Annotated in this window: 20 protein-coding genes; 13 read left to right on the top strand and 7 right to left on the bottom strand. The window is 72.0% G+C overall.

Annotated elements, in window-relative coordinates; genetic code table 11:
- The first annotated feature begins 9 nt into the window (after window positions 1-9).
- The 4 genes from NP777_RS23645 to NP777_RS23630 are packed head-to-tail and all read left to right on the top strand — an operon-like array spanning window position 10 to window position 3,746.
- Window positions 10-969, top strand: a complete 960-nt coding sequence (locus NP777_RS23645; protein ID WP_256652187.1) for an ABC transporter permease — start codon at window positions 10-12, stop codon at window positions 967-969.
- Window positions 966-1,979, top strand: coding sequence for an ABC transporter ATP-binding protein (locus NP777_RS23640; protein WP_256652186.1), 1,014 nt, complete (start codon window positions 966-968; stop codon window positions 1,977-1,979). The genes NP777_RS23645 and NP777_RS23640 overlap by 4 nt, the downstream gene beginning before the upstream one ends.
- Window positions 1,972-3,033 carry an ABC transporter ATP-binding protein gene (locus tag NP777_RS23635; protein WP_256652185.1) on the top strand — a complete coding sequence of 354 codons (1,062 nt, stop codon included), beginning with the start codon at window positions 1,972-1,974 and terminating at the stop codon, window positions 3,031-3,033. Before NP777_RS23640 ends, NP777_RS23635 begins: the two co-directional genes overlap by 8 nt.
- Window positions 3,030-3,746, top strand: a complete 717-nt coding sequence (locus tag NP777_RS23630; protein WP_256652184.1) for a sulfite exporter TauE/SafE family protein — start codon at window positions 3,030-3,032, stop codon at window positions 3,744-3,746. Before NP777_RS23635 ends, NP777_RS23630 begins: the two co-directional genes overlap by 4 nt.
- 158 nt (window positions 3,747-3,904) lie before the next feature.
- On the opposite strand, the gene NP777_RS23625 is transcribed toward NP777_RS23630, so the two are convergent.
- The 3 genes from NP777_RS23625 to NP777_RS23615 all read right to left on the bottom strand — a co-directional run bounded on the left by NP777_RS23625 (window position 3,905) and on the right by NP777_RS23615 (window position 6,186).
- Complete coding sequence (locus NP777_RS23625; protein WP_256652183.1) at window positions 3,905-4,237, bottom strand: hypothetical protein; 333 nt, start codon at window positions 4,235-4,237, stop codon at window positions 3,905-3,907.
- A 53-nt stretch (window positions 4,238-4,290) separates the two neighbouring features.
- The gene (locus tag NP777_RS23620; RefSeq protein ID WP_256652182.1) at window positions 4,291-4,986 is read right to left on the bottom strand and encodes a DJ-1/PfpI family protein; all 696 of its coding nucleotides are present in this window, start codon (window positions 4,984-4,986) and stop codon (window positions 4,291-4,293) included.
- Window positions 4,987-5,145: 159 nt separating this feature from the next.
- Window positions 5,146-6,186, bottom strand: a complete 1,041-nt coding sequence (locus tag NP777_RS23615) for a LacI family DNA-binding transcriptional regulator (RefSeq protein ID WP_256652181.1) — start codon at window positions 6,184-6,186, stop codon at window positions 5,146-5,148.
- Window positions 6,187-6,295: 109 nt separating this feature from the next.
- Between NP777_RS23615 and NP777_RS23610 the strand changes: the two genes are divergently transcribed.
- From NP777_RS23610 to NP777_RS23600, 3 genes are all read left to right on the top strand, one after another.
- A complete protein-coding gene (locus NP777_RS23610; protein ID WP_256652180.1) occupies window positions 6,296-7,474 on the top strand; it encodes a phytanoyl-CoA dioxygenase family protein in 1,179 nt (392 codons plus the stop codon).
- A 16-nt stretch (window positions 7,475-7,490) separates the two neighbouring features.
- Entirely contained in the window at window positions 7,491-8,309 is an 819-nt protein-coding gene (locus NP777_RS23605; protein WP_256652179.1) for an SDR family oxidoreductase, read from the top strand.
- 141 nt (window positions 8,310-8,450) lie between these two features.
- The gene (locus tag NP777_RS23600) at window positions 8,451-9,299 is read left to right on the top strand and encodes a Gfo/Idh/MocA family oxidoreductase (protein WP_256652178.1); all 849 of its coding nucleotides are present in this window, start codon (window positions 8,451-8,453) and stop codon (window positions 9,297-9,299) included.
- 100 nt (window positions 9,300-9,399) lie between these two features.
- Here the strand turns inward: NP777_RS23600 and NP777_RS23595 are convergent, their stop codons facing one another.
- The gene (locus tag NP777_RS23595) at window positions 9,400-10,011 is read right to left on the bottom strand and encodes a TetR/AcrR family transcriptional regulator (RefSeq protein WP_256652177.1); all 612 of its coding nucleotides are present in this window, start codon (window positions 10,009-10,011) and stop codon (window positions 9,400-9,402) included.
- 252 nt (window positions 10,012-10,263) lie between these two features.
- On the opposite strand from NP777_RS23595, the gene NP777_RS23590 reads away from it, so the two are divergent.
- The 5 genes from NP777_RS23590 (at window position 10,264) to NP777_RS23570 (ending at window position 15,568) form a co-directional block, all read left to right on the top strand.
- Window positions 10,264-10,821 carry a (2Fe-2S)-binding protein gene (locus NP777_RS23590; protein WP_256652176.1) on the top strand — a complete coding sequence of 186 codons (558 nt, stop codon included), beginning with the start codon at window positions 10,264-10,266 and terminating at the stop codon, window positions 10,819-10,821.
- Window positions 10,818-11,810, top strand: coding sequence for an FAD binding domain-containing protein (locus NP777_RS23585; protein ID WP_256652175.1), 993 nt, complete (start codon window positions 10,818-10,820; stop codon window positions 11,808-11,810). Before NP777_RS23590 ends, NP777_RS23585 begins: the two co-directional genes overlap by 4 nt.
- The gene (locus NP777_RS23580; protein ID WP_256652174.1) at window positions 11,807-13,957 is read left to right on the top strand and encodes a xanthine dehydrogenase family protein molybdopterin-binding subunit; all 2,151 of its coding nucleotides are present in this window, start codon (window positions 11,807-11,809) and stop codon (window positions 13,955-13,957) included. The genes NP777_RS23585 and NP777_RS23580 overlap by 4 nt, the downstream gene beginning before the upstream one ends.
- Window positions 13,958-14,306: 349 nt before the next feature.
- Window positions 14,307-14,840: a ferritin-like domain-containing protein gene (locus NP777_RS23575; protein ID WP_256652173.1), complete on the top strand. Its 534-nt coding sequence runs from the start codon at window positions 14,307-14,309 to the stop codon at window positions 14,838-14,840.
- Window positions 14,841-14,860: 20 nt separating this feature from the next.
- Complete coding sequence (locus tag NP777_RS23570) at window positions 14,861-15,568, top strand: pentapeptide repeat-containing protein (RefSeq protein WP_256652172.1); 708 nt, start codon at window positions 14,861-14,863, stop codon at window positions 15,566-15,568.
- Here NP777_RS23570 and NP777_RS23565 read toward each other — a convergent pair.
- Window positions 15,526-15,870 carry a hypothetical protein gene (locus tag NP777_RS23565; protein ID WP_256652171.1) on the bottom strand — a complete coding sequence of 115 codons (345 nt, stop codon included), beginning with the start codon at window positions 15,868-15,870 and terminating at the stop codon, window positions 15,526-15,528. The two genes, NP777_RS23570 and NP777_RS23565, sit on opposite strands and share 43 nt — an antisense overlap.
- Before the next feature lie 255 nt (window positions 15,871-16,125).
- Between NP777_RS23565 and NP777_RS23560 the strand changes: the two genes are divergently transcribed.
- Window positions 16,126-16,992, top strand: coding sequence for an AraC family transcriptional regulator (locus tag NP777_RS23560; protein ID WP_256652170.1), 867 nt, complete (start codon window positions 16,126-16,128; stop codon window positions 16,990-16,992).
- A 64-nt stretch (window positions 16,993-17,056) separates the two neighbouring features.
- On the opposite strand, the gene NP777_RS23555 is transcribed toward NP777_RS23560, so the two are convergent.
- Window positions 17,057-18,493 (bottom strand): APC family permease, encoded by a 1,437-nt coding sequence (locus NP777_RS23555; RefSeq protein WP_256652169.1) that lies wholly within the window; start codon window positions 18,491-18,493, stop codon window positions 17,057-17,059.
- Window positions 18,487-19,290 carry a carbon-nitrogen hydrolase family protein gene (locus NP777_RS23550; RefSeq protein ID WP_256652168.1) on the bottom strand — a complete coding sequence of 268 codons (804 nt, stop codon included), beginning with the start codon at window positions 19,288-19,290 and terminating at the stop codon, window positions 18,487-18,489. Before NP777_RS23550 ends, NP777_RS23555 begins: the two co-directional genes overlap by 7 nt.
- Window positions 19,291-19,324: the final 34 nt, after the last annotated feature.

The raw sequence follows: 19,324 nt of genomic DNA, 5'->3' as shown, positions 1-19,324 counted from the left end.
GGAGCCACCATGACCGACCCCGCCGACCGCCCCGCTGGGGTGACCGCCCCGTCGCGCCAACGCCCGCCCCGCTGGTGGCTGCTGCTCGGCCGGGACCGGGCCGCGGCCGTCGCGGCCGTCATCCTGGCCGGGGTGTTCCTCGTCGCGCTGTTCGGCCGGCTGTTCATCGGGGACCGAGCCGTACGGCAGGATCTGCGCGCCTCGCTGCGCCCGCCCTCCCTCGACCACGGCTTCTACGGGCTGCTCGGCACCGATGTGCTGGGGCGCAGCGTGCTGGCCCGGCTGGTGGACGCCGCCGGGACGACGCTGTCCGTCGCGGTGCCCGCGGTGCTGTGCTCGCTGCTGATCGGCTCGGCGCTGGGGCTGTGGGCCGGGTACCACGGAGGCATGCGGGAGAACGTCGCGATGCGGGTCGCCGATGTCATCCTCAGCTTCCCATCGCTGCTGATCGCGGTGGTCGTGCTGTATGTCTTCGCGCCCAGCGCGATGAACATCGTGCTGATCCTCGCCATCGCGCGGGTCCCGGTCTATCTGCGCACCGCCCGCGCGGAGTCGGCCGAGCTGAGGAGCCGTCTGTTCGTGGACGCGGCCCGGACCTTCGGCACACCGAGCCGGAACATCATCCACCGGCACATTCTGCCGATCGCGCTGCCCACGCTGCTGACCGTGGCCACGCTCGACTTCTGTTTCGTGATGCTGACCGAGTCCAGCCTGAGCTTCCTCGGCATCGGCATCCAGCCCCCCGATGTGAGCTGGGGGCTGATGGTGGCGCAGGGGCGCCAGTACCTCCAGACGGCCTGGTGGATCGCCGTGCTGCCGGGTGTCGCGATCGTGCTCACCACGGTGTCGGCCACGGTGCTCGCCGCCTGGGTCCGCCTGGCCACCGACCCCGCCCAGCGCTGGCGTCTGACGTTGCCCAGGAAGCGGCGCGGCAACCGGGCCGCTGTTCCCTCGGAGATGATCGCGTGACCCCCTCCACCCTGCCCGCGCCCGCCGGGACCGGCCACCCCGCGCTCGAAGTCGAGGGGCTCTGCGTCGACTTGCGCACCCCCTCCGGCACCGTCCGGGCGGTGAACGGCGTCGGCTTCCAGGTGCGCAAGGGGCGCACACTGGCGCTGCTGGGCGAGTCCGGCTGCGGGAAGTCGATGACCGCGCTGTCCATCGCCGGGCTGCTCGACCCGACGGCCGAGGTGACGGGCGGCTCCGTGAAGGTGTCCGGCACCGATGTGCTGCGGCTGGGCCGGTCGGGGCGCAGAAAGCTCGCCGGTCCCGTGTTGTCCATCGTCTTCCAGGACGCGCTGACCGCGCTCAACCCCGTACAGCCGGTCGGCAGACAGCTCGCCGAGCCGTTCCGCATCCATCGCGGGATGTCGCGCCGCGCTGCCCGGGAGAAGGCGGTCGAGCTGATGACCCGCGTCGGCATCCCCGAGCCCCGGCTGCGGGCCCGCGCGTATCCGCATCAGTTCTCCGGCGGTATGCGCCAGCGGCTGCTGATCGCGATGGCCGTCGCGCTGGACCCCGATGTGCTCATCGCCGACGAACCCACGACCGCGCTGGATGTCACCGTGCAGGCGCAGATCATGCGGCTGCTGCGGGATCTGCAGACCGAGCGGGACATGGCGCTGGTGCTGATCACCCACGATCTGGCGGTGGTGGCGCAGCGCGCGGACGATGTCGTGGTGATGTACGCGGGCAATGTGGTGGAGACCGGCCCGGTGGCGGAGGTGTTCTCCCGCCCCCGCCACCCCTACACCAAGGGGTTGCTCGACTCGGTGCCCGAACACGCCGTCAGGGGCCGCCCGTTGCCCGCCGTACCGGGGAGCCCGCCCGAGCTCAGCGCGGTGCCGGCCGGCTGTGTCTTCCAGGCCAGATGTCCGCTGGCCCAGGAGCGCTGCGCCCAGGAGCGCCCCCGCCTCACATCCGTCGGGGCCTCGCGTTCGGCCGCCTGCCACTTCTCCGAGGAGCTCGACCGTGCCTGAGACGCCCCTCACCGACGCCACCGCCACCGGGCCGCGGGCCGATGGCCCGGCCACTCCCCCGCCGCTGCTCGAGGTACGCGGCGTGACCAAGTCGTTCGGCCAGGGCCGCCGGCGCCTGACCGCGCTCGACGGCGTCGATGTGCGGGTCGAGCGCGGGCAGACGCTCGGGCTGGTGGGCGAGTCCGGATGTGGCAAGTCGACCCTGGCCAGGGTGGTGCTCGGGCTGGAGCGGCCGGACTCGGGCACCGTGCGCTTCGACGGCATTGATCCGTTCACTCTCAGGGGCAAGGAGCTGCTGGCCTGGCGGCGCCGGGTGCAGATGGTGTTCCAGGACCCCTTCGCCTCGCTCAACGCCCGGATGTCCGCGGCCGACCTCATCGGCGAGCCGTGGCGCACCCACCGCGACATCGTGCCCACGGCACAGGCGCGGGAGCGGCGGGTGCGTGAGCTGCTGTCCCTCGTCGGACTGCGGGAGAGCGACGCCCACCGGTATCCGAACGAGTTCTCCGGCGGGCAGCGGCAGCGCATCGGCATCGCCCGCGCGCTGGCGCTCGACCCCGACCTCATCGTGTGCGACGAGCCGGTGTCCGCGCTCGATCTGTCGGTGCAGGCCCAAGTGCTCAATGTGCTCTCCGAGTTGCGGGAGCGGCTGGGTGTCTCCTACGTCTTCATCTCCCATGACCTCTCCGTGGTCAGGCATGTCTCCGACCGGGTGACGGTGATGTACCTGGGCAAGGTCATCGAGCAGGGCCCCACCGAGGACGTCTTCGACCGGCCCGTGCATCCCTACACCGCCGCCCTGATGTCCGCCGCGCCCACCCTCGACGTCTCCGGGCAGGCCCAGGACGACGAGATCCAGCTGCGCGGGGAGATCCCGTCCCCGTACGACATCCCGTCGGGCTGCCGGTTCCGCACCCGCTGCTGGAAGAGCGAGGCCCGGTGTGCCGAACTCGCTCCGCCTGTCGTGATCCGCGACGGCACGGCGGACACCGGGCCGGAGCCGCATGCGGGCCTGTGCCACTTCCCGCTGGCCGCCGGGCCGGCGGAAGCATGAGCTCGCCGGAGTTCACCCTGCTCTTCATCACGGTGGCGGTCGGGGCGCTGCTCCAGGTCGCCATCGGCTTCGGGCTCGGCCTGCTGGCCGCCCCGGTGATCGCGATCTTCGACCCGTCGCTCACCCCGGTGGTGGTCCTGCTGCTCGCCACCGGGGTCACGGCCGCGGTGCTGGTGCTGGAGGGCGGCCATCTGGACCTGCGGGGCGCGGGGTGGGCGCTGGTCGGCCGGGTACCGGGGGTGCTGGGCGGCGCGGCGCTGGTGGCCGTGTTGCCCGCCCGGTATCTCGCCCTCCTCGTGGCGGCGGTCGTCCTCACGGGCGTGGCGGTGAGCCTGCGCGGCTTCGTGCCCGCGCCGAGGCGGCGGTCGGTGCTGCTGGCCGGTCTGATGTCGGGGCTGATGGGCACGGCGACCGCCATCGGGGGGCCGCCGATGGCCATGGTCTGGCAGCGGCTGAGCGGACCGCGGCTGCGCGCCACGATGAGCGGGTTCTTCCTGGCCGGTTCGGTGATGAGCCTGGCCACCCTGGCGGCGACGGGGGCGGTGCACACGTACAGCCTGTGGCACACCGCCCTGCTGGCCCCGGCCGCGGCGATCGGGGTGCTGCTGGCCCGCCCGCTGTCGAGCCGGCTGGACATGCGGCGCACCAGGGCCGTCGCCATGGTGCTCGCGGTGGCGGGCGCGACCGTGCTGGTGGTCCAGCAGTTCGTCTGACATGAAGTGATCGATGGGCGATATGCCGACCCAGACGGTCTCGCGATTGCCGCCCGAACGAGCGAACGCGCCGCGCGAACACCTCGCGGTGCGCCGCCGGCCGGGGAACGCGTGAGGGAACCGGGTCATCGGCCCGGTTCCCTCACAGGCGCGTTCGGTCAGCTCTCCGCTGCCACGGGGACGGTGCGGCGCTGTCCGGTGACCTTGGAGGAGGGCAGTCGCCCGGCCTTGGAGGTGCCGGTCATCGTCTCGCCCTCGACGGTCATCGTGAACGCGAGGTTCAGCCGCATCGGCTTGGTGATGGCCTGCCGCCAGGTGAGCCGGTCGCCGTCGAGCGCCACATCGGCCAGTGGGACCTCCTCTCCCGCACCGTGGGCCGTACCGGTCAGGGCGCCGCCCTCGTCGCGGAGTTCGACCACGGCCTTGATCCGGCCGATGGGTGTGGAGATGGTCAGGTCCCAGGTGCCTTCGACGGAGTCCGCAACGGACATGGTGGTGTGCTTCCTCACGGTGGGTTGGGGCGGATGGCGGTGGGGCGGTGTGGTCACAGGGCGACGGGCGACGGGCCGTGGTGGCGCCAGGGGGTGCCACGGCGCTCGTAGGCGAACAGTTCCTCGACGGCGTGGGCGATCCGCGGCCCCAGTTCGCGCTCCAGCAGGTACAGGCCCAGATCGAGTCCGGAGGTGACACCGGCGCCGGTGACGAGGTCGCCGTCGTCGACGACCCGGGCCCTGATCACGTTGACGCCGGTGGCGTCCAGCATGTCCAGGCCCATGTGGTGGGTGGTGGCGTAGCGGCCCTCCAGCAGACCGGCCATGGCCAACACGAGCGAGCCGCCGCACACCGTGGCGACGGTCACCTCCGGGCGGTCCATGGCGGCCTTCAGCAGCCCCGGCAGGCCGGTGTTCAGGGTGCGGCCCAGCAGGACGGGGATGAGTTCGTCCTCCCGCCACTCGCCCGCGTCCGCGTCCGCGTCGCGGTCGGGGACCTCGCCGGGCTCGCCGACACGGCCGGCGGCACCGGGGACCACCACCAGGTCCGCCCTCGTCGGATCCAGGGCGGCCGTGGCGCGCAGCGGTACGCCGCCGACCCCGCTCACCACCTCACGTGGCCCCTCGGCGGACACCAGCTCCGCGCGCAGCGCTCCTCCGGAAGCCATGCCACCGGCGTGCAGCACTTCGAAGGGGGCGAGCACGTCGAGGAGGTCGAAGCCGTCGAACAGAACGATCTGGGCGAGCATGAGAATGTTCCCTCATATGCGGTGATGGCCAGTCCGTCTGGCCCTTCTCCGACGCTATGCGAGGGCGGAAACGGCTCCCAGTGGCACGAGTGACATGGTTCAACGGGATCTCGCCAAGGAGGCCGGAGAGTGCCGACGGGTGCCGGGAAGGTGCCGCGATCAGGCGTCTCGGACGGCGTCGGGCGGCATGTTGTACGGCGTGACGACCTGGATGGGCGAGGGCAGGGAGGGGCCGTCGTCGGGGAGGGCTCCGTGCGCCCGCATGATGATCTGGCAGGCGCGGCGCATGTCCTGGCGCAGGTCGTGGTGGAGCACCGCGGACAGCCGCCGCTCGCGCAGCAGCCGGGTGTTGTCGTGGTCGAGGTCGTGGGCGATGAACACCTCGTAGCCTCGGCCGAGTTCCTCGAAGGCCTGGATCGTCGCGGTGTTGCCGCCGCCCATCGAGTAGACCGCCCGGATGTCCGGATCGCGTCGCAGCGCCCGCAGGACCAGGTCGCGCTGGGTGGCGTCCAGACCGTCGCTGTCGGTGACCTCGACGAGCGTGCGCCCGGGGTGTGCGTTGCGCAGGGCGCCGCGGAAGCCCATCTCGCGCTCCTCCTCACCCCGGAAGAACCCCCGGCTGATGGTGGTGAGCACATTGCCGGGGCGGTCGCCGAGCCACTGGCCCATGAGGTACGCGGCGGTGGCTCCGGCGGCGCGGTTGTCGATGCCGACGTAGGACCGGCGGGCGCTGCTGGGCAGGTCGGTCACCAGGGTCACGACCGGTATGCCAACGGCCGCCAGGCGGCCGACGGCCGCCGTGACCTCGGGTACGTCGGGCGCCTTCAGGACGATCCCCTGGCAGCCGCCGCGCTGGGCGATGCGGTCCAGCGCGGCGATCAGCTCCTCCACCGGACCGGTCTCGCGGAAGTGGAAGCGCGACCGCATCACCGCCGGGCGCAGCGAGGGCAGCTCCGCCTCCAGGGCGGCGCGGACCGCCGAGGAGAAGCGCTCGGGGGCCCGCATCACGATGTCGATCATGAAGGTGCGGCCGCCGATGCGGACCTGGGTGCGCTGCCGGTCCAGGTCCTTGACGGCCTGGTGGACCTCCCGGGCGGTGCTTTCGCGCACCCCGCCCCGGTCGTTCAGCACCCGGTCGACGGTGGCCTCGCTCAGACCGGCCTGTCTGGCGATCTCCCGGATGGGATACGGATGGGCCATCGGCGCGCCTCCCTTGAGGGGTTTTTGATGGGCTGCTGAGGATTGCCCGATGCTCGGCCGATCACAACACTGACAGAAAGCCGCAGCCCACGGGAAGGATCGGATGGCAATGCCGCTCATCGCTCCGAGGTCTCATGCCTGGCTCAGTGAGGCCGACTGCTCCCTCGACGCCTTCCGCGCCCTGGTCGAGCGGACCACCGACCCCGCCGACCACCCCGGTGCCGACGCCGTGGAGCAACATGTCCCCGTCTACGACGGGGACCGCCTGCGGGCCCGGGCCGCCACGGTGTCCGGCCGCCGGGAGGCGCAGGCGGAACTGGTCCACGCCCTGCTGGACGGCCCCGGCATCGTGGTGTTCAAGGGCGCCTTCCCCGACGTGTCGGTCCTGGACCGGGCCACCGAGGCGTTCACGGCGCTGATCGAGCGGGAACGGGCGGCGGGCGCCGCCCGCGGTGACCACTTCGCCAAGCCCGGCGCCAACGACCGGGTGTGGAACGCGCTGGAGAAGCTGGCCCTGAGCGCACCGGAGGTCTTCGCCGACTACTACGCCAACGACCTCATCGCCCTCGTGGCCACCGCCTGGCTCGGCCCCGGCTACCAGGTCACCTCACAGATCAACCAGGTCAACCCGGGTGGCGCGGCCCAGAGCGTGCACCGCGACTACCACCTCGGCTTCCTCTCCGAGGCGCGGGCCGCGGCCTATCCCGCCCATGTCCACCGGCTCTCCCCCGCGCTGACCCTCCAGGGCGCGGTCGCCCACTGCGCCATGCCGGTCGAGTCAGGCCCGACGCTCTATCTGCCGTACTCGCAAGCGTACGAGCCCGGCTATCTGGCCTGGCGCCGCCCGGAGTTCATGGCCTACTTCGCCGAGCACCACGTCCAGTTGCCGCTGGAGGCGGGCGACGCGGTCTTCTTCAACCCCGCGCTCTTCCACGCCGCCGGACACAACCGGTCCACGGACATCCGGCGGATGGCGAACCTGCTGCAGATCTCCTCCGCCTTCGGCCGCGCCATGGAGACCGTCGACCGCGAGGCGGTGGCCAACGCCGTCTTCCCCGTACTGCGGCGGCGCAAGGCCGAAGGCGCCACCGAGCACTGGCTGCACAACGTCGTCGCGGCCTGCGCCGAGGGCTACCCCTTCCCCACCAACCTCGACCTCGACCCGCCGGTCGGCGGCCTCGCCCCGGACTCCCAGGCCGACACCCTCTGGCGCGCCCTGGAGCGGGACTGGACGCCGGAGACCCTGCGTACGGAACTGCGGGCCGGCGCCGAGCGCCGCCAGAGCTGAAGGAGACGGACCGCTGATGGGACTGTCGCAGGACAAGTTGGGACTGTCGCAGGACAAGACGGGACTGTTGCAGGACAAGATCGTCCTGGTCAACGGGGGCAGCCAGGGAATCGGCGCGGGCATCGTCCGCGCCGCCGCCCGCGAAGGGGCCACGGTGGCCTTCACCGGACGCCGCCCCGACGCCGGTGAGTCGCTGGCCGGGGAGCTCGCCGCCCAGGGAGCCAGCGCCGCCTTCCTCCGCGCCGACCTGGCCGATCCCGCGCAGGCGCGCGGCAGCGTGGAACAGGTGGTGGCGGCCCATGGCAGGATCGACTGCCTGGTCAACTCCGCCGGGCTCACCTCGCGCGGGACGCTGCTTGACACCACGCCCGAACTCTTCGACGCGCATGTCGCGATCAATCTGCGCGCCCCGTTCTTCGCCATGCAGGCCGCCGTCGCCGACATGGTCGCCAGGAAGGCCCCGGGCACCATCGTCAACATCATCTCCAACTGCGCACACGGCGGATATCCGTTCCTGGCGCCGTACTCCGCCGCGAAGGCCGGGCTCGCGGGCCTGACCCGCAACGCCGCCCACGCCCACCGCTGGGACCGCGTCCGCGTCAACGGCCTGAACCTGGGCTGGACCGACACCGAGGGCGAGGACGCCATCCAGCGCGCCTTCCACGGCGCGGGCGACGACTGGCGCGAGGAGGCGGCCCGCGCCCAGCCGATGGGCAAGCTGGGGCAGGTGGACGAGATCGCCGATTTCGTCGTCCTCCTCCTGTCCGATCGCAGCGGGGTCGTCACCGGCTCGGTCATCGACTGGGACCAGATCGTGCTCGGCGGGCTCGGCTGACCCACCGCATCGCCAGAAGGAACACCGCCCTGAAGCCACACCGCCCTGAAGAAACTCCGCCCTCAAGCCACGCCCCTCAAGCCACACCGCCCTCGAGCCACACCGTCAGCACCCGCACCATCAGAAAGGGAACGACTCCCCATGCGTATCGGCATCATGGGCCTGGGCCGGATCGGCGGCTTCCACGCCGAGACCCTGTCCACGCTCGACGCGGTGGACTCCCTCGTGGTCACCGACCCGGTCGCCGCGGCCGCCACCGCCGCCGCCGAGCGCTTCGGCGCCCAAGCGGTCGACTCGCCGGAGGCCGTACTCGCCACCGGGGTGGACGGTGTCGTGATCGCCGCGGCCACCGACGCCCACCCCGAGCTCATCCTCGCCGCCGTGCGGGCGGGCGTGCCGGTCTTCTGCGAGAAGCCCGTGGCGCGCACGATCGGGGAGAGCCTCGATGTCCTCCGCGCCGTGGAGGGCAGTGGGGTGGCGGTCCAGATCGGCTACAACCGGCGCTTCGACCCCGGTTACCTGGCCGCGCGGGCGGCGGTGGTCGGCGGTGAACTCGGGCCGTTGCACACCGTCCGGTCCACCACCCTGGACCCCGAGCCGCCCCCGGCCGCCTATGTGGCCGTCTCCGGTGGCATCTTCCGCGACTGCGCCGTGCACGACTTCGACACCGTCCGCTGGATCACCGGCCGCGAGGTCACCGAGGTCTACGCGACCGGCTCACGGGGCGAGGCGACGGCCATGAACTTCGTCCAGCCCCATCTGGACGACCGGATCGTGGTGCGTACGCCCGCGGGCGAGCGGACCGAGGAGCTGGGCAGGCGCTCCTCGTACACGTACCAACTGGACGCGTACGCCGCGCACCTGCGGCACGGCACACCGCTTCCGCTGGACGCGGAGGACGCGCTGACCGCCATGTCCCTGATCGACGCGTGCTACCGCGCCGCCGGGTTCCCGCCCCGGCCGCGTACCGCGCTGCCGGTCTCGGGCTGATCCGCGAGACAACCCGCGCCACGGAGGCCCCCGCCCGCCGACGGGCGGGGGCCTCCGGCCGGGCCCGGCCCGTCGGCTCGGCCACCGTCCCCGGCCGGGCTCAGCTCGCCCCGTCGGCCGCCGTCCCCGGCCCGGCCGTCCCGGGCGCGCCCGTGCGCAGCCCGTCCATGACCAGGTCCAGAAGCCGCCGGGCACGCGCCTGCCCGTTCTGGCCGGGGCCGATCTGCCACAGACCGGCGATGGCGAGCAGGAAGTCGTCGGTGGTGACGTCCGGGCGGATGGTGCCGACCTCCTCGTTGGCCCGCAGCAGGAGCGCCACGGCCTCGGTCATCTGGCCGTGCCCCGGTTTCTCCTGGCCGCAGGAGGCGCTGATGGCCTTGTGCAGCGCGTCGGCGAGACCGGCCTTGGTCATGGCGAACCGGGCGAGGTGCCCCATCCACTCCCGCAGCGCCTGATCCGGCGCGCGGGTGCGCAGCAGCTCGGCCGCGATGTCCGCCACCTGCCGCATCTCATGGCGGTAGATCTCCAGAACGAGGGCCTCGCGGCTGGGGAAGTTGCGGTACAGGGTGCCCTGCCCGACGCCCGCCTTCTTCGCGATGGCGCTCAGCGGGACGTCCGCCGAGCGCGTCAGCTCCGCCAGCGCCACTTCCAGGATGCGCTCGCGGTTCGCAGCCGCGTCCGAGCGCAGACGTGCGTCCCTCTCTGCCCGCACGCGTCCTCCTTCCGGACCTCGCCGAAGCGCCGACCTTGCTCACCGGACAGCTGTCCGCTAGGTTTTCTGCATAGCGGACAGCTGTCCGCTCAGGCCCACCTTACCGGCTGAAACGGCCAGTGTGGATGGCCGAAACCGAGCGCCGACCGGTATGGTCCCGCATCCCGTATCCCCGGGACTCCCTCCCTGGGCCCCGGGCGCCCTCCATCGGACGACTTCACCGCGCACCACACCCGCGAAAGAAGGCTGATCATGGCCCCATCGACGTCCAGCGTCATCACGCTGACCATCAACGGCGAGAAACACACGCTGCCCGTCGACCACCGCACCACCCTGCTCGACGCCCTGCGGGAGCAGCTCGACCTCACCGGCACCAAGAAGGGCTGCGACCAGGGTCAGTGCGGTGCCTGCACGGTGCTGGTCGACGGACGCCGGGCCGTCTCCTGCCTCCAGCTCGCGGTGGCGGCCGAGGGCCGTGAGGTCACCACGATCGAGGGCGTGGCCGAGGGCGACGAGCTGCACCCGGTGCAGCAGGCGTTCCTCGACCTCGACGGCTACCAGTGCGGTTACTGCACCCCGGGGCAGATCTGTTCCGCCCTCGCCGTGATCGAGGAGCACGCGGCGGGCTGGCCGAGCGCCGCCACCGCCGACGTCCGCCCCGAAGCGGGACCCCCGCCCCTCAGCCCGGACGAGATCCGGGAGCGGATGAGCGGCAACCTGTGCCGCTGCGGCGCCTATGTGTCGATCGTGCAGGCGGTCGCGCGGGCCGCCGAGGCGCGCACGGCCGGGACCGAGGAGGCCCTCGCATGAAGGAGTTCGGCTACCAGCGAGTGCTCGAGGTCTCCGAGGCGATCTCCGTGCTCGGCGCGGACCCCGACGCGCGTTTCCTCGGCGGCGGCACCAATCTGGTCGATCTGATGAAGACCGGCGTCGAGCGGCCCGGACGCCTTGTCGACGTACGCGAACTGCCCCTGGGCCACGTCGAGTTGACGTCGGACGGTGGCCTGCGCATCGGCGCCACCGTCACCAACAGCGATCTCGCCGCCCACCCCGAGGTGCGGCGGCGCTACCCGGCCCTCGCCCAGGCCGTCCTGGCCGGTGCGTCCGGGCAGTTGCGCAACATGGCCACCGTCGGCGGCAACCTCCTGCAGCGCACCCGCTGCGGCTACTTCACCGATGTGGCCGGGCCCTGCAACAAGCGCCTCCCCGGCAGCGGTTGCCCGGCCATCGAGGGTGAGCACCACAACCACGCGATCTTCGGCGCCTCCGAGCACTGCGTGGCCACCCACCCCTCGGACATGGGGGTCGCGCTCGCCGCCTTCGACGCCGTCGTACGGTACGAAACCGCCGACGGGCCGGGCGAGTTGCCGCTCGCGGACTTCTATCTGCCCGTGGGCGACACCCCGCACCTGGAGACCGCGCTGCCGTCCGGCGCGCTGATCACCGGTATCACCCTGCCCCCGGCCCCGGTGGCCGCCCACTCCCGCTACCGCAAGGTCCGCGAGCGCGCGTCCTACGCCTTCGCGATCGGCTCGATCGCCGCCGCCCTCGACGTCCGGGACGGGGTCGTCCAGGAGGTCCGTCTCGCCTTCGGGGCGGTCGCCTCCCGGCCGTGGCGGGCCCTGGCGGCCGAGCGGGCGCTGACCGGGGGCCCCGCGACCGCCGAGGCGTTCGCCGCCGCCGCGGACGCGGAGCTGGCCGCCGCCGAGGCGCTGCCCCACAACGGATACAAGGTGCCGCTGATGCGCAACCTCGTCGTGGCCCTGCTGACCGAACTCACCGAGGAGGCCGCCCGATGACCACGACGACCGGAACCACCACGACGACGGGCGCCTTCGGCACCGCGCGCACCCGCCTGGAGGGCCGGGAGAAGGTCACCGGAGCGGCCCGCTACGCGGGCGACATCCCCCTGCCCGACCTCGCCCATGGCTGGATGGTGCTGTCCACCGTGGCCCGCGGCCGCGTCAGCGCGGTCGAGTCCGAGCCGGTCCTCGCCATGCCCGGTGTCCTCGCGGTCGTCCACCACGAGAACGCCCCGCGGGTCAACCTGGACTACATGGGCATGATCGGGAAGCCCGACCCGATCCTCGGGGTCTTCCAGAACGACCGCGTCCCCTTCATGGGCTGGCCGGTGGCGCTGGTCATCGCCGAGCGGCCCGAGCAGGCCAGGGAGGCCGCGGAAGCGCTGGTCGTCCGGTACGACCAGGAGCCGCACGACATCGGCTTCACCGCCGGACACCCCGACATGTACACCCCCGCGGACTCGCCCTTCGGTCCGGCGGTGGCGACGAAGGGGGACGTCGAGGCCGAACTCGCCGCGTCCACCTTCGTCGTGGACTCCGAGTACACCACCCCGGAAGAGCACCACAACCCCATGGAGCCGCACGCGGCGACGGCCCACTGGGACGGCGGCCGGCTCGAGGTCTTCGACTCCAACCAGGGCAGCACGATGGTGGCCGCCGAGCTCGCGCAGATCTTCTCCCTCGACGCGGAGTCGGTGCGGGTGCGCTCCGAGCACGTCGGCGGCGGCTTCGGCTCCAAGACCACCCGCCCGCACCAGGTGGCCGCCGTCATGGCCGCCACCCTCCTCCAGCGCCCGGTGCGCGTCGTCATGACCCGCCGCCAGATGTTCTCGACGATCGGCTACCGCAGCCCCACCGCGCAGCGGGTCAGGCTCGGCACCGACGAGTCGGGGCGGCTGCGGGTGCTCGACCACCGGTCCGAGTGCGTCACGTCGACCGTCCACGAGTTCATCGAGCGGAGCGCCACGGTGAGCCGCGTGATGTACGACGCCGACGCGCACTACACCAGCGACCGGGTCGTACGGCTCGATGTGCCGAGCCCGACCTTCATGCGCGCCCCGGGCGAGGCACCGGGCTCGTTCGCGCTGGAGTGCGCCATGGACGAGCTCGCCGAGAAGTCCGGCATCGACCCGATCGAGCTGCGTGTCCGCAACGAGCCCGACCGGGGCCCGGTCTCGGGCCTGCCGTTCAGCAGCCGCAATCTGGTCGCCTGCTACGAGGAGGGCTCCCGCAGGTTCGGCTGGGCCGACCGGGATCCCCGTCCGGGGCTGCGCCGCGAGGGGCGCTGGCTGCTCGGGACCGGTATGGCGGCGGCCAGCTTCCACTCCGGCGCCGGACCGTCCACGGCGGGGGTGACGGCGGAGGCGGACGGCACCTTCACCGTGCGCATCAACGCGGCGGACATCGGCACCGGCGCCCGGACCGCCATCAACCTGGTCGCCGCGGACGCGCTGGCGGTGGATCCGGAGCGGGTCCGGGTGGTCATGGCGGACAGCGACCTCGGCCCGGCGATGCTCGCCGGTGGGTCGATGGGCACGCGCTCCTGGGCGTGGGCGGTGGGGATCGCGGTGAGCGAACTGCGCGAGCGGCTGGCCCTGGGCGGCGACATCCCGCCCGAGGGAATCACCGCACGCTCCGACACCACCGAGGCCATCGGCGCCCTGGCCAGTAAGGAACGGCACTCCTTCGGCGCGCAGTTCGCCGAGGTGGCCGTGGACGTCACCAGCGGAGAGGTCCGGGTGCGCCGGATGCTCGGCATCTTCGCGGCGGGCCGGATCGTCAACCCGCTGACCGCGCGCAACCAGCTCGTCGGCGGGATGATCTGGGGCATCTCCATGGCCCTGCACGAGGAGGCGGTCAGGGACCGGGCCTCGGGCGGCCTCGTCAGCCCCGACCTCGCGGGCTACCACTTCGCCGCCAACGCCGATGTGCCGATCGTCGAGGCCGACTGGGTGGACGACCCGGATCCGGACGACCCGGTCGGCATCAAGGGCGTCGGTGAGATCGGCATCGTGGGGGCCGCGGCGGCGATCTCCAACGCGGTGTGGCACGCCACCGGCGTCCGCCACCGCAACCTGCCGATCCGCCCGGACCGGGTCCTGTCGGCGGGGACGAACGTGCCGGAGCCAGGGCACGCGGGCTGACACCTCCACCGTCGAATGTTCGGCGCCGGCCAAGTTTCCCGCCTGGCCGGCGCCGAAGTCGTACGTGGTGTGGCCTGGTGGGGCGAGTCCGCTCGACCATGCGGGCGGGATGAAGGGTCCGGCCCGCCCAGGTGATCGGGTGGCACGCCACCGACAACGGCATGGCCACTCGCCCCGATCCCCCGCACGGCCCCGGGACGCCGCACGGCCCCGGGACGCCGCACCGGCGCCGGATACCGCCGATCGGCTGGCGCTGTGCGGCGATCCAGTCATCTTCCCGCTCCGCCCGCTCCCCTCCGGGCCCCGTCGGGAACACTCGCCCAAGCCGAGGAGAGCAGAGAGGGCACCGATGAGCGACGACTTCGTGCTGGACGTGACCAGGATCCGCGACGACGCCCGCCGGAAGATGGCGGCGGGCCCGGTGACGGACACCTACGGTCTGGACAAGAACCGGGTCATCGGCATCCTCAACGACGTCATCGCGACCGAGGTGGTGTGCTGGCTGCGCTACACCCGCCACGCCATCTCGGCCAGCGGGATCGACCGCGCCCAGGTGTCCTCGGAGTTCACCGAGCACGCCAAGGAGGAGATGCAGCACGCGCTGCGCGCCGCCGAACGCGTCTCGCAGCTCGGCGGCGACCCCGACTTCGATCCCGCCTCGCTGACCCAGCGCTCCCACACCGACTACACCACCCCGGCCGGCAACGACCTCAAGGCCATGCTGGAGCACAATCTGCTCGCCGAGCGCATCGTGATCGCCAGCTATCAGGAGATCATCCGCTGGCTGGGCGAACACGACCCGACCACCCGCCGGCTGATGGAGTCGATCCTGGAGGAAGAGGAGGAGCACGCCGACGATCTGGTGGATCTGATCGGCGTCTGACATCCATGGTGCGTCGGCCCATGACCACGCGGTGGCCCCGCTCGCTCACCTGCCTCATCGTGACCGCCCTGTCCGCGGCCCTGCTCGCCGGGTGCGGGGAGGGCGGCAACCATGGCCGGAGCTGTTCCGGCCGCACGGGCAAGGATCTCTCCAGCCGCACCGTGGCCGGTGGCGATCTGTGGCAGAAGAAGCTGCGGTGCGTGAATCTCGAACGGTCCACCCTGACCGGGCTGGTGTCCGAGGCCAATCTGCGGCGCGGCAATCTCTATCAAGCGCGGCTGGCGGCGGTGTCGCTGGAGAACGTCGATCTGCGGGGCGCCGACCTCCGGCGGGCGGACCTCACCTCCGCCACCCTCTCCCAGGTCGATCTGCGCGGCGCCGATCTCAGCGGCGCCAGGCTCGGCAGGGGTCTGCTCACCGACGTCAGTTTCGAGGGCGCGCGGCTGGCCGGCGTATATCTGCGGGCGGCGTCCCTCACCCATGTCGGCCTCAACGGAGCGGATCTGAGCGGCGCCGATCTGGGCGGAGCCGCGGTGTCCGACTCCGATCTCCGCGGCGCGCGGCTGCGGGATGCCGATATTTCGACGACGAGCTGGGAGAACGTCCTCTGCCCGGACGGCTCCCGGTCGAGCGCACGGGTCTCCTGCGCCGACCATCTGGACCGGGCGGCGAACCGGGCCTCGGATCAGCTCCCCCCGCCGTCGGCCCCCTTGTCGGTCTCCCCCTGAGAGGTCTTCCGGGCGGCCCGATGCGCCTGCTCGAGACCCTTCATATAGGCGTCCAGGTAGTCGGCGTCCGACAGCCGGGCGCAGGGCGCGGGGACGGGGTGGGAGCGGACCGCTCCGCCCTTGTGGGCGGCGGCCCGGTCGGCGATGGCATCGACGCAGGCCCGGGTGGTCTCGGCCTTCTCGGCGGCGGCCGGGGTGCCGCTCGGTGTGCTCTTGTCGCGCACGTCACCGCCGTTGGAGCAGCCGGTCAGGAGCAGGGTGACGGCGATGACCGCCGCGGCCTGGACGGTGCGGGTGCCCATATGTCTCCCAGGTGCGTGGATGGTGGGGTGCATCATCCGGCGCGGGCACGGCGAAGTGGGAGAGCCGTGTATGCGTTGTGATGAAACGGTGACCGAACGGGCGTACAGCTGAACACCCACGCCGGAAATCGGGCAAGGCGACGGCCGTGGCGGTCCGGTGGCGCGCCGGCATACCCGACCGGACCGGGCACAGGATGTCGGGTCCGGCAGAGTGCCGGCTTCCTAACGTGATCAGCGTCAAGGAAGGAGACCTAGGTGCTGGAGCGGCTGAACGAGGCCCTGGACCACATCGAGTCGCGGCTGGATCAGCGGATCGAGGTGGCCGAACTGGCGCGGATCGCGATGACGTCGGAGTACCACTTCCGGCGGCTGTTCTCCGCGCTGGCGGGGATCTCGCTGTCGGAGTACGTCCGGCGCAGACGGCTCACTCTCGCGGGGGCCGAGGTGCTCGCCGGGGAGCGGACACTGCTGGAGATCGCGGTGCGCTACGGCTACGGCTCGGGGGAGGCGTTCGCGCGGGCGTTCCGGGCCATGCACGGTGTGGGCCCGGGTGAGGCCCGGCGGGCGGGTGCCCCGCTGAGCTCCCAGCCGCGGATGTCCTTCCGCCTCATCGTCGAAGGGAGCAGCACCATGCGATACCGCGTCGTGGAGAAGGAACGGTTCCAGGTGGTCGGCAAGAAGGTCCGGGTACCGCTCGTGCACGAGGGGGTGAATCCGGCGATCGCGGAGTTCATCCGGGGGATCGGCCAGGAGACGATACGGCGGATCGCCGCCCTGTCCGACCAGGAGCCGGAGGGGATCCTGGGAGTGAGCGACAACCTCGACCCGAGCCGGGCGGAGGGAACCGAACTCGACTACTACCACGGGGTGGTGACCGGGGCCGCCGCGCCGGAGGACCTGGACACGCTCACCGTCCCCGCGGGGACATGGGCCGTCTTCGAGAACTCCGGGCCGTTCCCGCAGGCGCTCCAGTACCTGTGGCGGGACGTCTTCACCCAGTGGTTCCCGTCCAACCCGTACCAGAGCAGGCCGGGTCCGGAGATCCTGCGCACCCGGCTGTCGGAGGACGGCGCGCGGGCGGACGCGGAGCTGTGGATCCCCGTGGAGCGGACGGCGGTCTGACGCTCCGTGGCCGTGGCCCGGTCCGGCCGCCCGCGCCTCGCCGGGCGGCCGGACCGGGCGCTTCTCACCCCCGCCCCCGCGCGCCGCGATCCCCTCGGACCAGGCCCGCGACGAAGGCGAGGAAGGGGATGACGCCGAGGACGGCGCTCGCGCCCACACCGACGCCGGTGACGAGGGTGAAGTTGGAGAACACCAGCCACAGCGCGGTCAGCAGTCCGGCCACGGCGAGCACCGGCGCGATCCGGGTCTGCCAGACCTTGCCCGAGGCGAGCCGGGCGTTGCGCGCGAAGAAGGCGACCACGGCGATGGACGTGATGAGCATGAGCAGGATCATGCCGACGGTCGCCACCCCCGCCATGGAGCCGAAGACGCTCACCAGTGGATCCAGTCCGGCGACGGCGCAGCACACGACCAGGACCAGCGCGGTGACGGTCTGGACGACCGAGGAGACCGACGGCGAGTGGTGGCGCGGATGGACGACGCCCAGCCGCGCCGGGAGGAGGTCCTTACGGGCGAGGGTGAAGGTGTAGCGGGCGATGACGTTGTGAAAGGAGAGCACACAGGCGAAGAGGCTGCTGAGCAGCAGCACCTGCATGACGTCCCGCAGCGCGGTGCCGACGTAGGCCTGGGCGGTGTCCATCAGCATGTTGCCCTGGCCGTCCAGGGTCTTCTGGGCCACGGCCGGGGCGTCCTCGGTGCCCGCCGCCAGGACCAGCGCCCAGCAGGACAGCGTGTAGAACCCGCCGATGATCAGGACGGCGAGATAGGTGGCCCGGGGGATGGTCCGCTCCGGGTCGCGGGCCTCGTCCCGGAAGACGGCGGTGGCCTCGAAACCGATGAACCCGGTGACGGCGAAGAGCACGGCCACGCCCAGCGGTCCGGAGAACGCCGCATGCGGGGTGAACGACTCGACGTCGACACCGTGGGCGCCGCCCCGGGCGAAGATCCCGGCGTCCAGGACGAGCACCACCGCGATCTCCAGGACCAGTGCCACACCGAGGACCTTGGAGCTGAGGTCGATATGGCGGTAGCCGAGGAGGGCCACGACGCCGAGCGCCGCGAGCGCCCACACCCACCAGGGCAGGGACGGCCCGCCGAAGGTGTGGAGGACGTCGTTCACGGCCCATCCCAGATAGCCGTAGACGCCGACCTGGACCGCCGTGTACGCGACGAGCGCGACGGCGGCCGTGCCCACGCCGACCCGGTCCCCCAGGCCACGGGTGGCGTACGCGTAGAAGGCCCCGGCCTGTGGAACGTGGGGTGTCATGGTGACGAAGCCGACCGCGAACACCAGCAGGACCAGCGAGGCGAGGGCGAAGCCGACGGGGGCTCCGGCGCCTGGGCCGCCGGCGATGGCGAGCGGGACGTTGCCGCCGACCACCGTGAGGGGCGCGGCGGCGGCGATCACCATGAAGACGATGGCACCGGTGCCGAGCCGCCCCGAGAGATTCGTCTTGCCCTGTTGCGGGGTGGTTGCGTGCACTTCGGGGTCGGTCAGCATGACGGGTCCTTGGTGGCGCGGGCGGACGGGGTGAAGAGGTCTGGCCGGAGGTCGGCCAGATACGGATTGGCCTTGCGCGCTTCCCGGACCGTGTGCGGTTGCACGGTGGCGAGGAGCAGCCGGTTGCCGTGTTCGACGCTGTCCAGCACGGTCGCCGACGGGCTCACGATGGAGCTGCGGCCGACGTAGCGCAGTGAACCCTCGTCGCCGTCATGGTTGACGTAGGCGATGTAGATCTGGTTTTCCCAGGCACGCACCCTCAGCAGGTGCTCGGCGATGAACTCGTACGGTTGCATCTGGGCGGTCGGGACCGCGACGAGGTCCGCCCCGGCGAGGGCGGCGGCCCGTACGTTCTCGGGGAACTCCACGTCGTAGCAGATCAGCATGGCGATCCGGAGGCCCGCGTAGTCGATGACGGAAGGGGTCCGGTCGCCCGGTGTGAAGTACCTGCGGTCGAGATCGCCGAAGAGATGGGTCTTGCGGTGGCGGCCGAGGATCGCTCCGGCCGGGTCGATGAAGAAGGCGCTGTTGTAGTAGGCGCCGTCGTCGTACTCGGGGGCTCCGAGGACGAGCGCGATGCCGTGGGCGGCGGCGATCTCCTGGGCCGGGGGGAGCAGATCGGTGCGGGCCAGGTCCCGGACGGTGTCGCCGATGTCGTAGCCGGTGACGAACAGCTCGGTGGTGATCAGGAGTTCGGCGCCTTCGGCACGGGCCCGGCGGCACGCCGCGTCCAGTTCGCGGAGGTTGGCGTCGACGTCGCCGGGCGTTCCCGCCGTCTGCAGTCCGGAGATCTTCATCAGTGCCTTCGACAGTGGGCGTCCAGGGGCGAAT

This window comes from Streptomyces rugosispiralis (assembly GCF_024505145.1).
Taxonomy (GTDB): Bacteria; Actinomycetota; Actinomycetes; order Streptomycetales; family Streptomycetaceae; genus Streptomyces; species Streptomyces rugosispiralis.
Note: the sequence above shows the minus strand (reverse complement) of the source record. Positions and strands in the feature narration are given on the sequence as shown.

Bases quoted from the DNA above. Each gene is read 5' to 3' on its own strand.
- NP777_RS23555 (WP_256652169.1), bottom strand. From the start codon at position 18,493: ATGCTGACCGACCCCGAAGTGCACGCAACCACCCCGCAACAGGGCAAG.
- NP777_RS23620 (WP_256652182.1), bottom strand. From the start codon at position 4,986: ATGCTCGCCCAGATCGTTCTGTTCGACGGCTTCGACCTCCTCGACGTG.
- NP777_RS23590 (WP_256652176.1), top strand. From the start codon at position 10,264: ATGGCCCCATCGACGTCCAGCGTCATCACGCTGACCATCAACGGCGAG.
- NP777_RS23600 (WP_256652178.1), top strand. From the start codon at position 8,451: ATGCGTATCGGCATCATGGGCCTGGGCCGGATCGGCGGCTTCCACGCC.
- NP777_RS23630 (WP_256652184.1), top strand. From the start codon at position 3,030: ATGAGCTCGCCGGAGTTCACCCTGCTCTTCATCACGGTGGCGGTCGGG.
- NP777_RS23645 (WP_256652187.1), top strand. From the start codon at position 10: ATGACCGACCCCGCCGACCGCCCCGCTGGGGTGACCGCCCCGTCGCGC.
- NP777_RS23570 (WP_256652172.1), top strand. From the start codon at position 14,861: ATGACCACGCGGTGGCCCCGCTCGCTCACCTGCCTCATCGTGACCGCC.
- NP777_RS23625 (WP_256652183.1), bottom strand. From the start codon at position 4,237: ATGTCCGTTGCGGACTCCGTCGAAGGCACCTGGGACCTGACCATCTCC.
- NP777_RS23550 (WP_256652168.1), bottom strand. From the start codon at position 19,290: ATGAAGATCTCCGGACTGCAGACGGCGGGAACGCCCGGCGACGTCGAC.
- NP777_RS23565 (WP_256652171.1), bottom strand. From the start codon at position 15,870: ATGGGCACCCGCACCGTCCAGGCCGCGGCGGTCATCGCCGTCACCCTG.
- NP777_RS23605 (WP_256652179.1), top strand. From the start codon at position 7,491: ATGGGACTGTCGCAGGACAAGTTGGGACTGTCGCAGGACAAGACGGGA.
- NP777_RS23610 (WP_256652180.1), top strand. From the start codon at position 6,296: ATGCCGCTCATCGCTCCGAGGTCTCATGCCTGGCTCAGTGAGGCCGAC.
- NP777_RS23575 (WP_256652173.1), top strand. From the start codon at position 14,307: ATGAGCGACGACTTCGTGCTGGACGTGACCAGGATCCGCGACGACGCC.
- NP777_RS23585 (WP_256652175.1), top strand. From the start codon at position 10,818: ATGAAGGAGTTCGGCTACCAGCGAGTGCTCGAGGTCTCCGAGGCGATC.
- NP777_RS23580 (WP_256652174.1), top strand. From the start codon at position 11,807: ATGACCACGACGACCGGAACCACCACGACGACGGGCGCCTTCGGCACC.
- NP777_RS23615 (WP_256652181.1), bottom strand. From the start codon at position 6,186: ATGGCCCATCCGTATCCCATCCGGGAGATCGCCAGACAGGCCGGTCTG.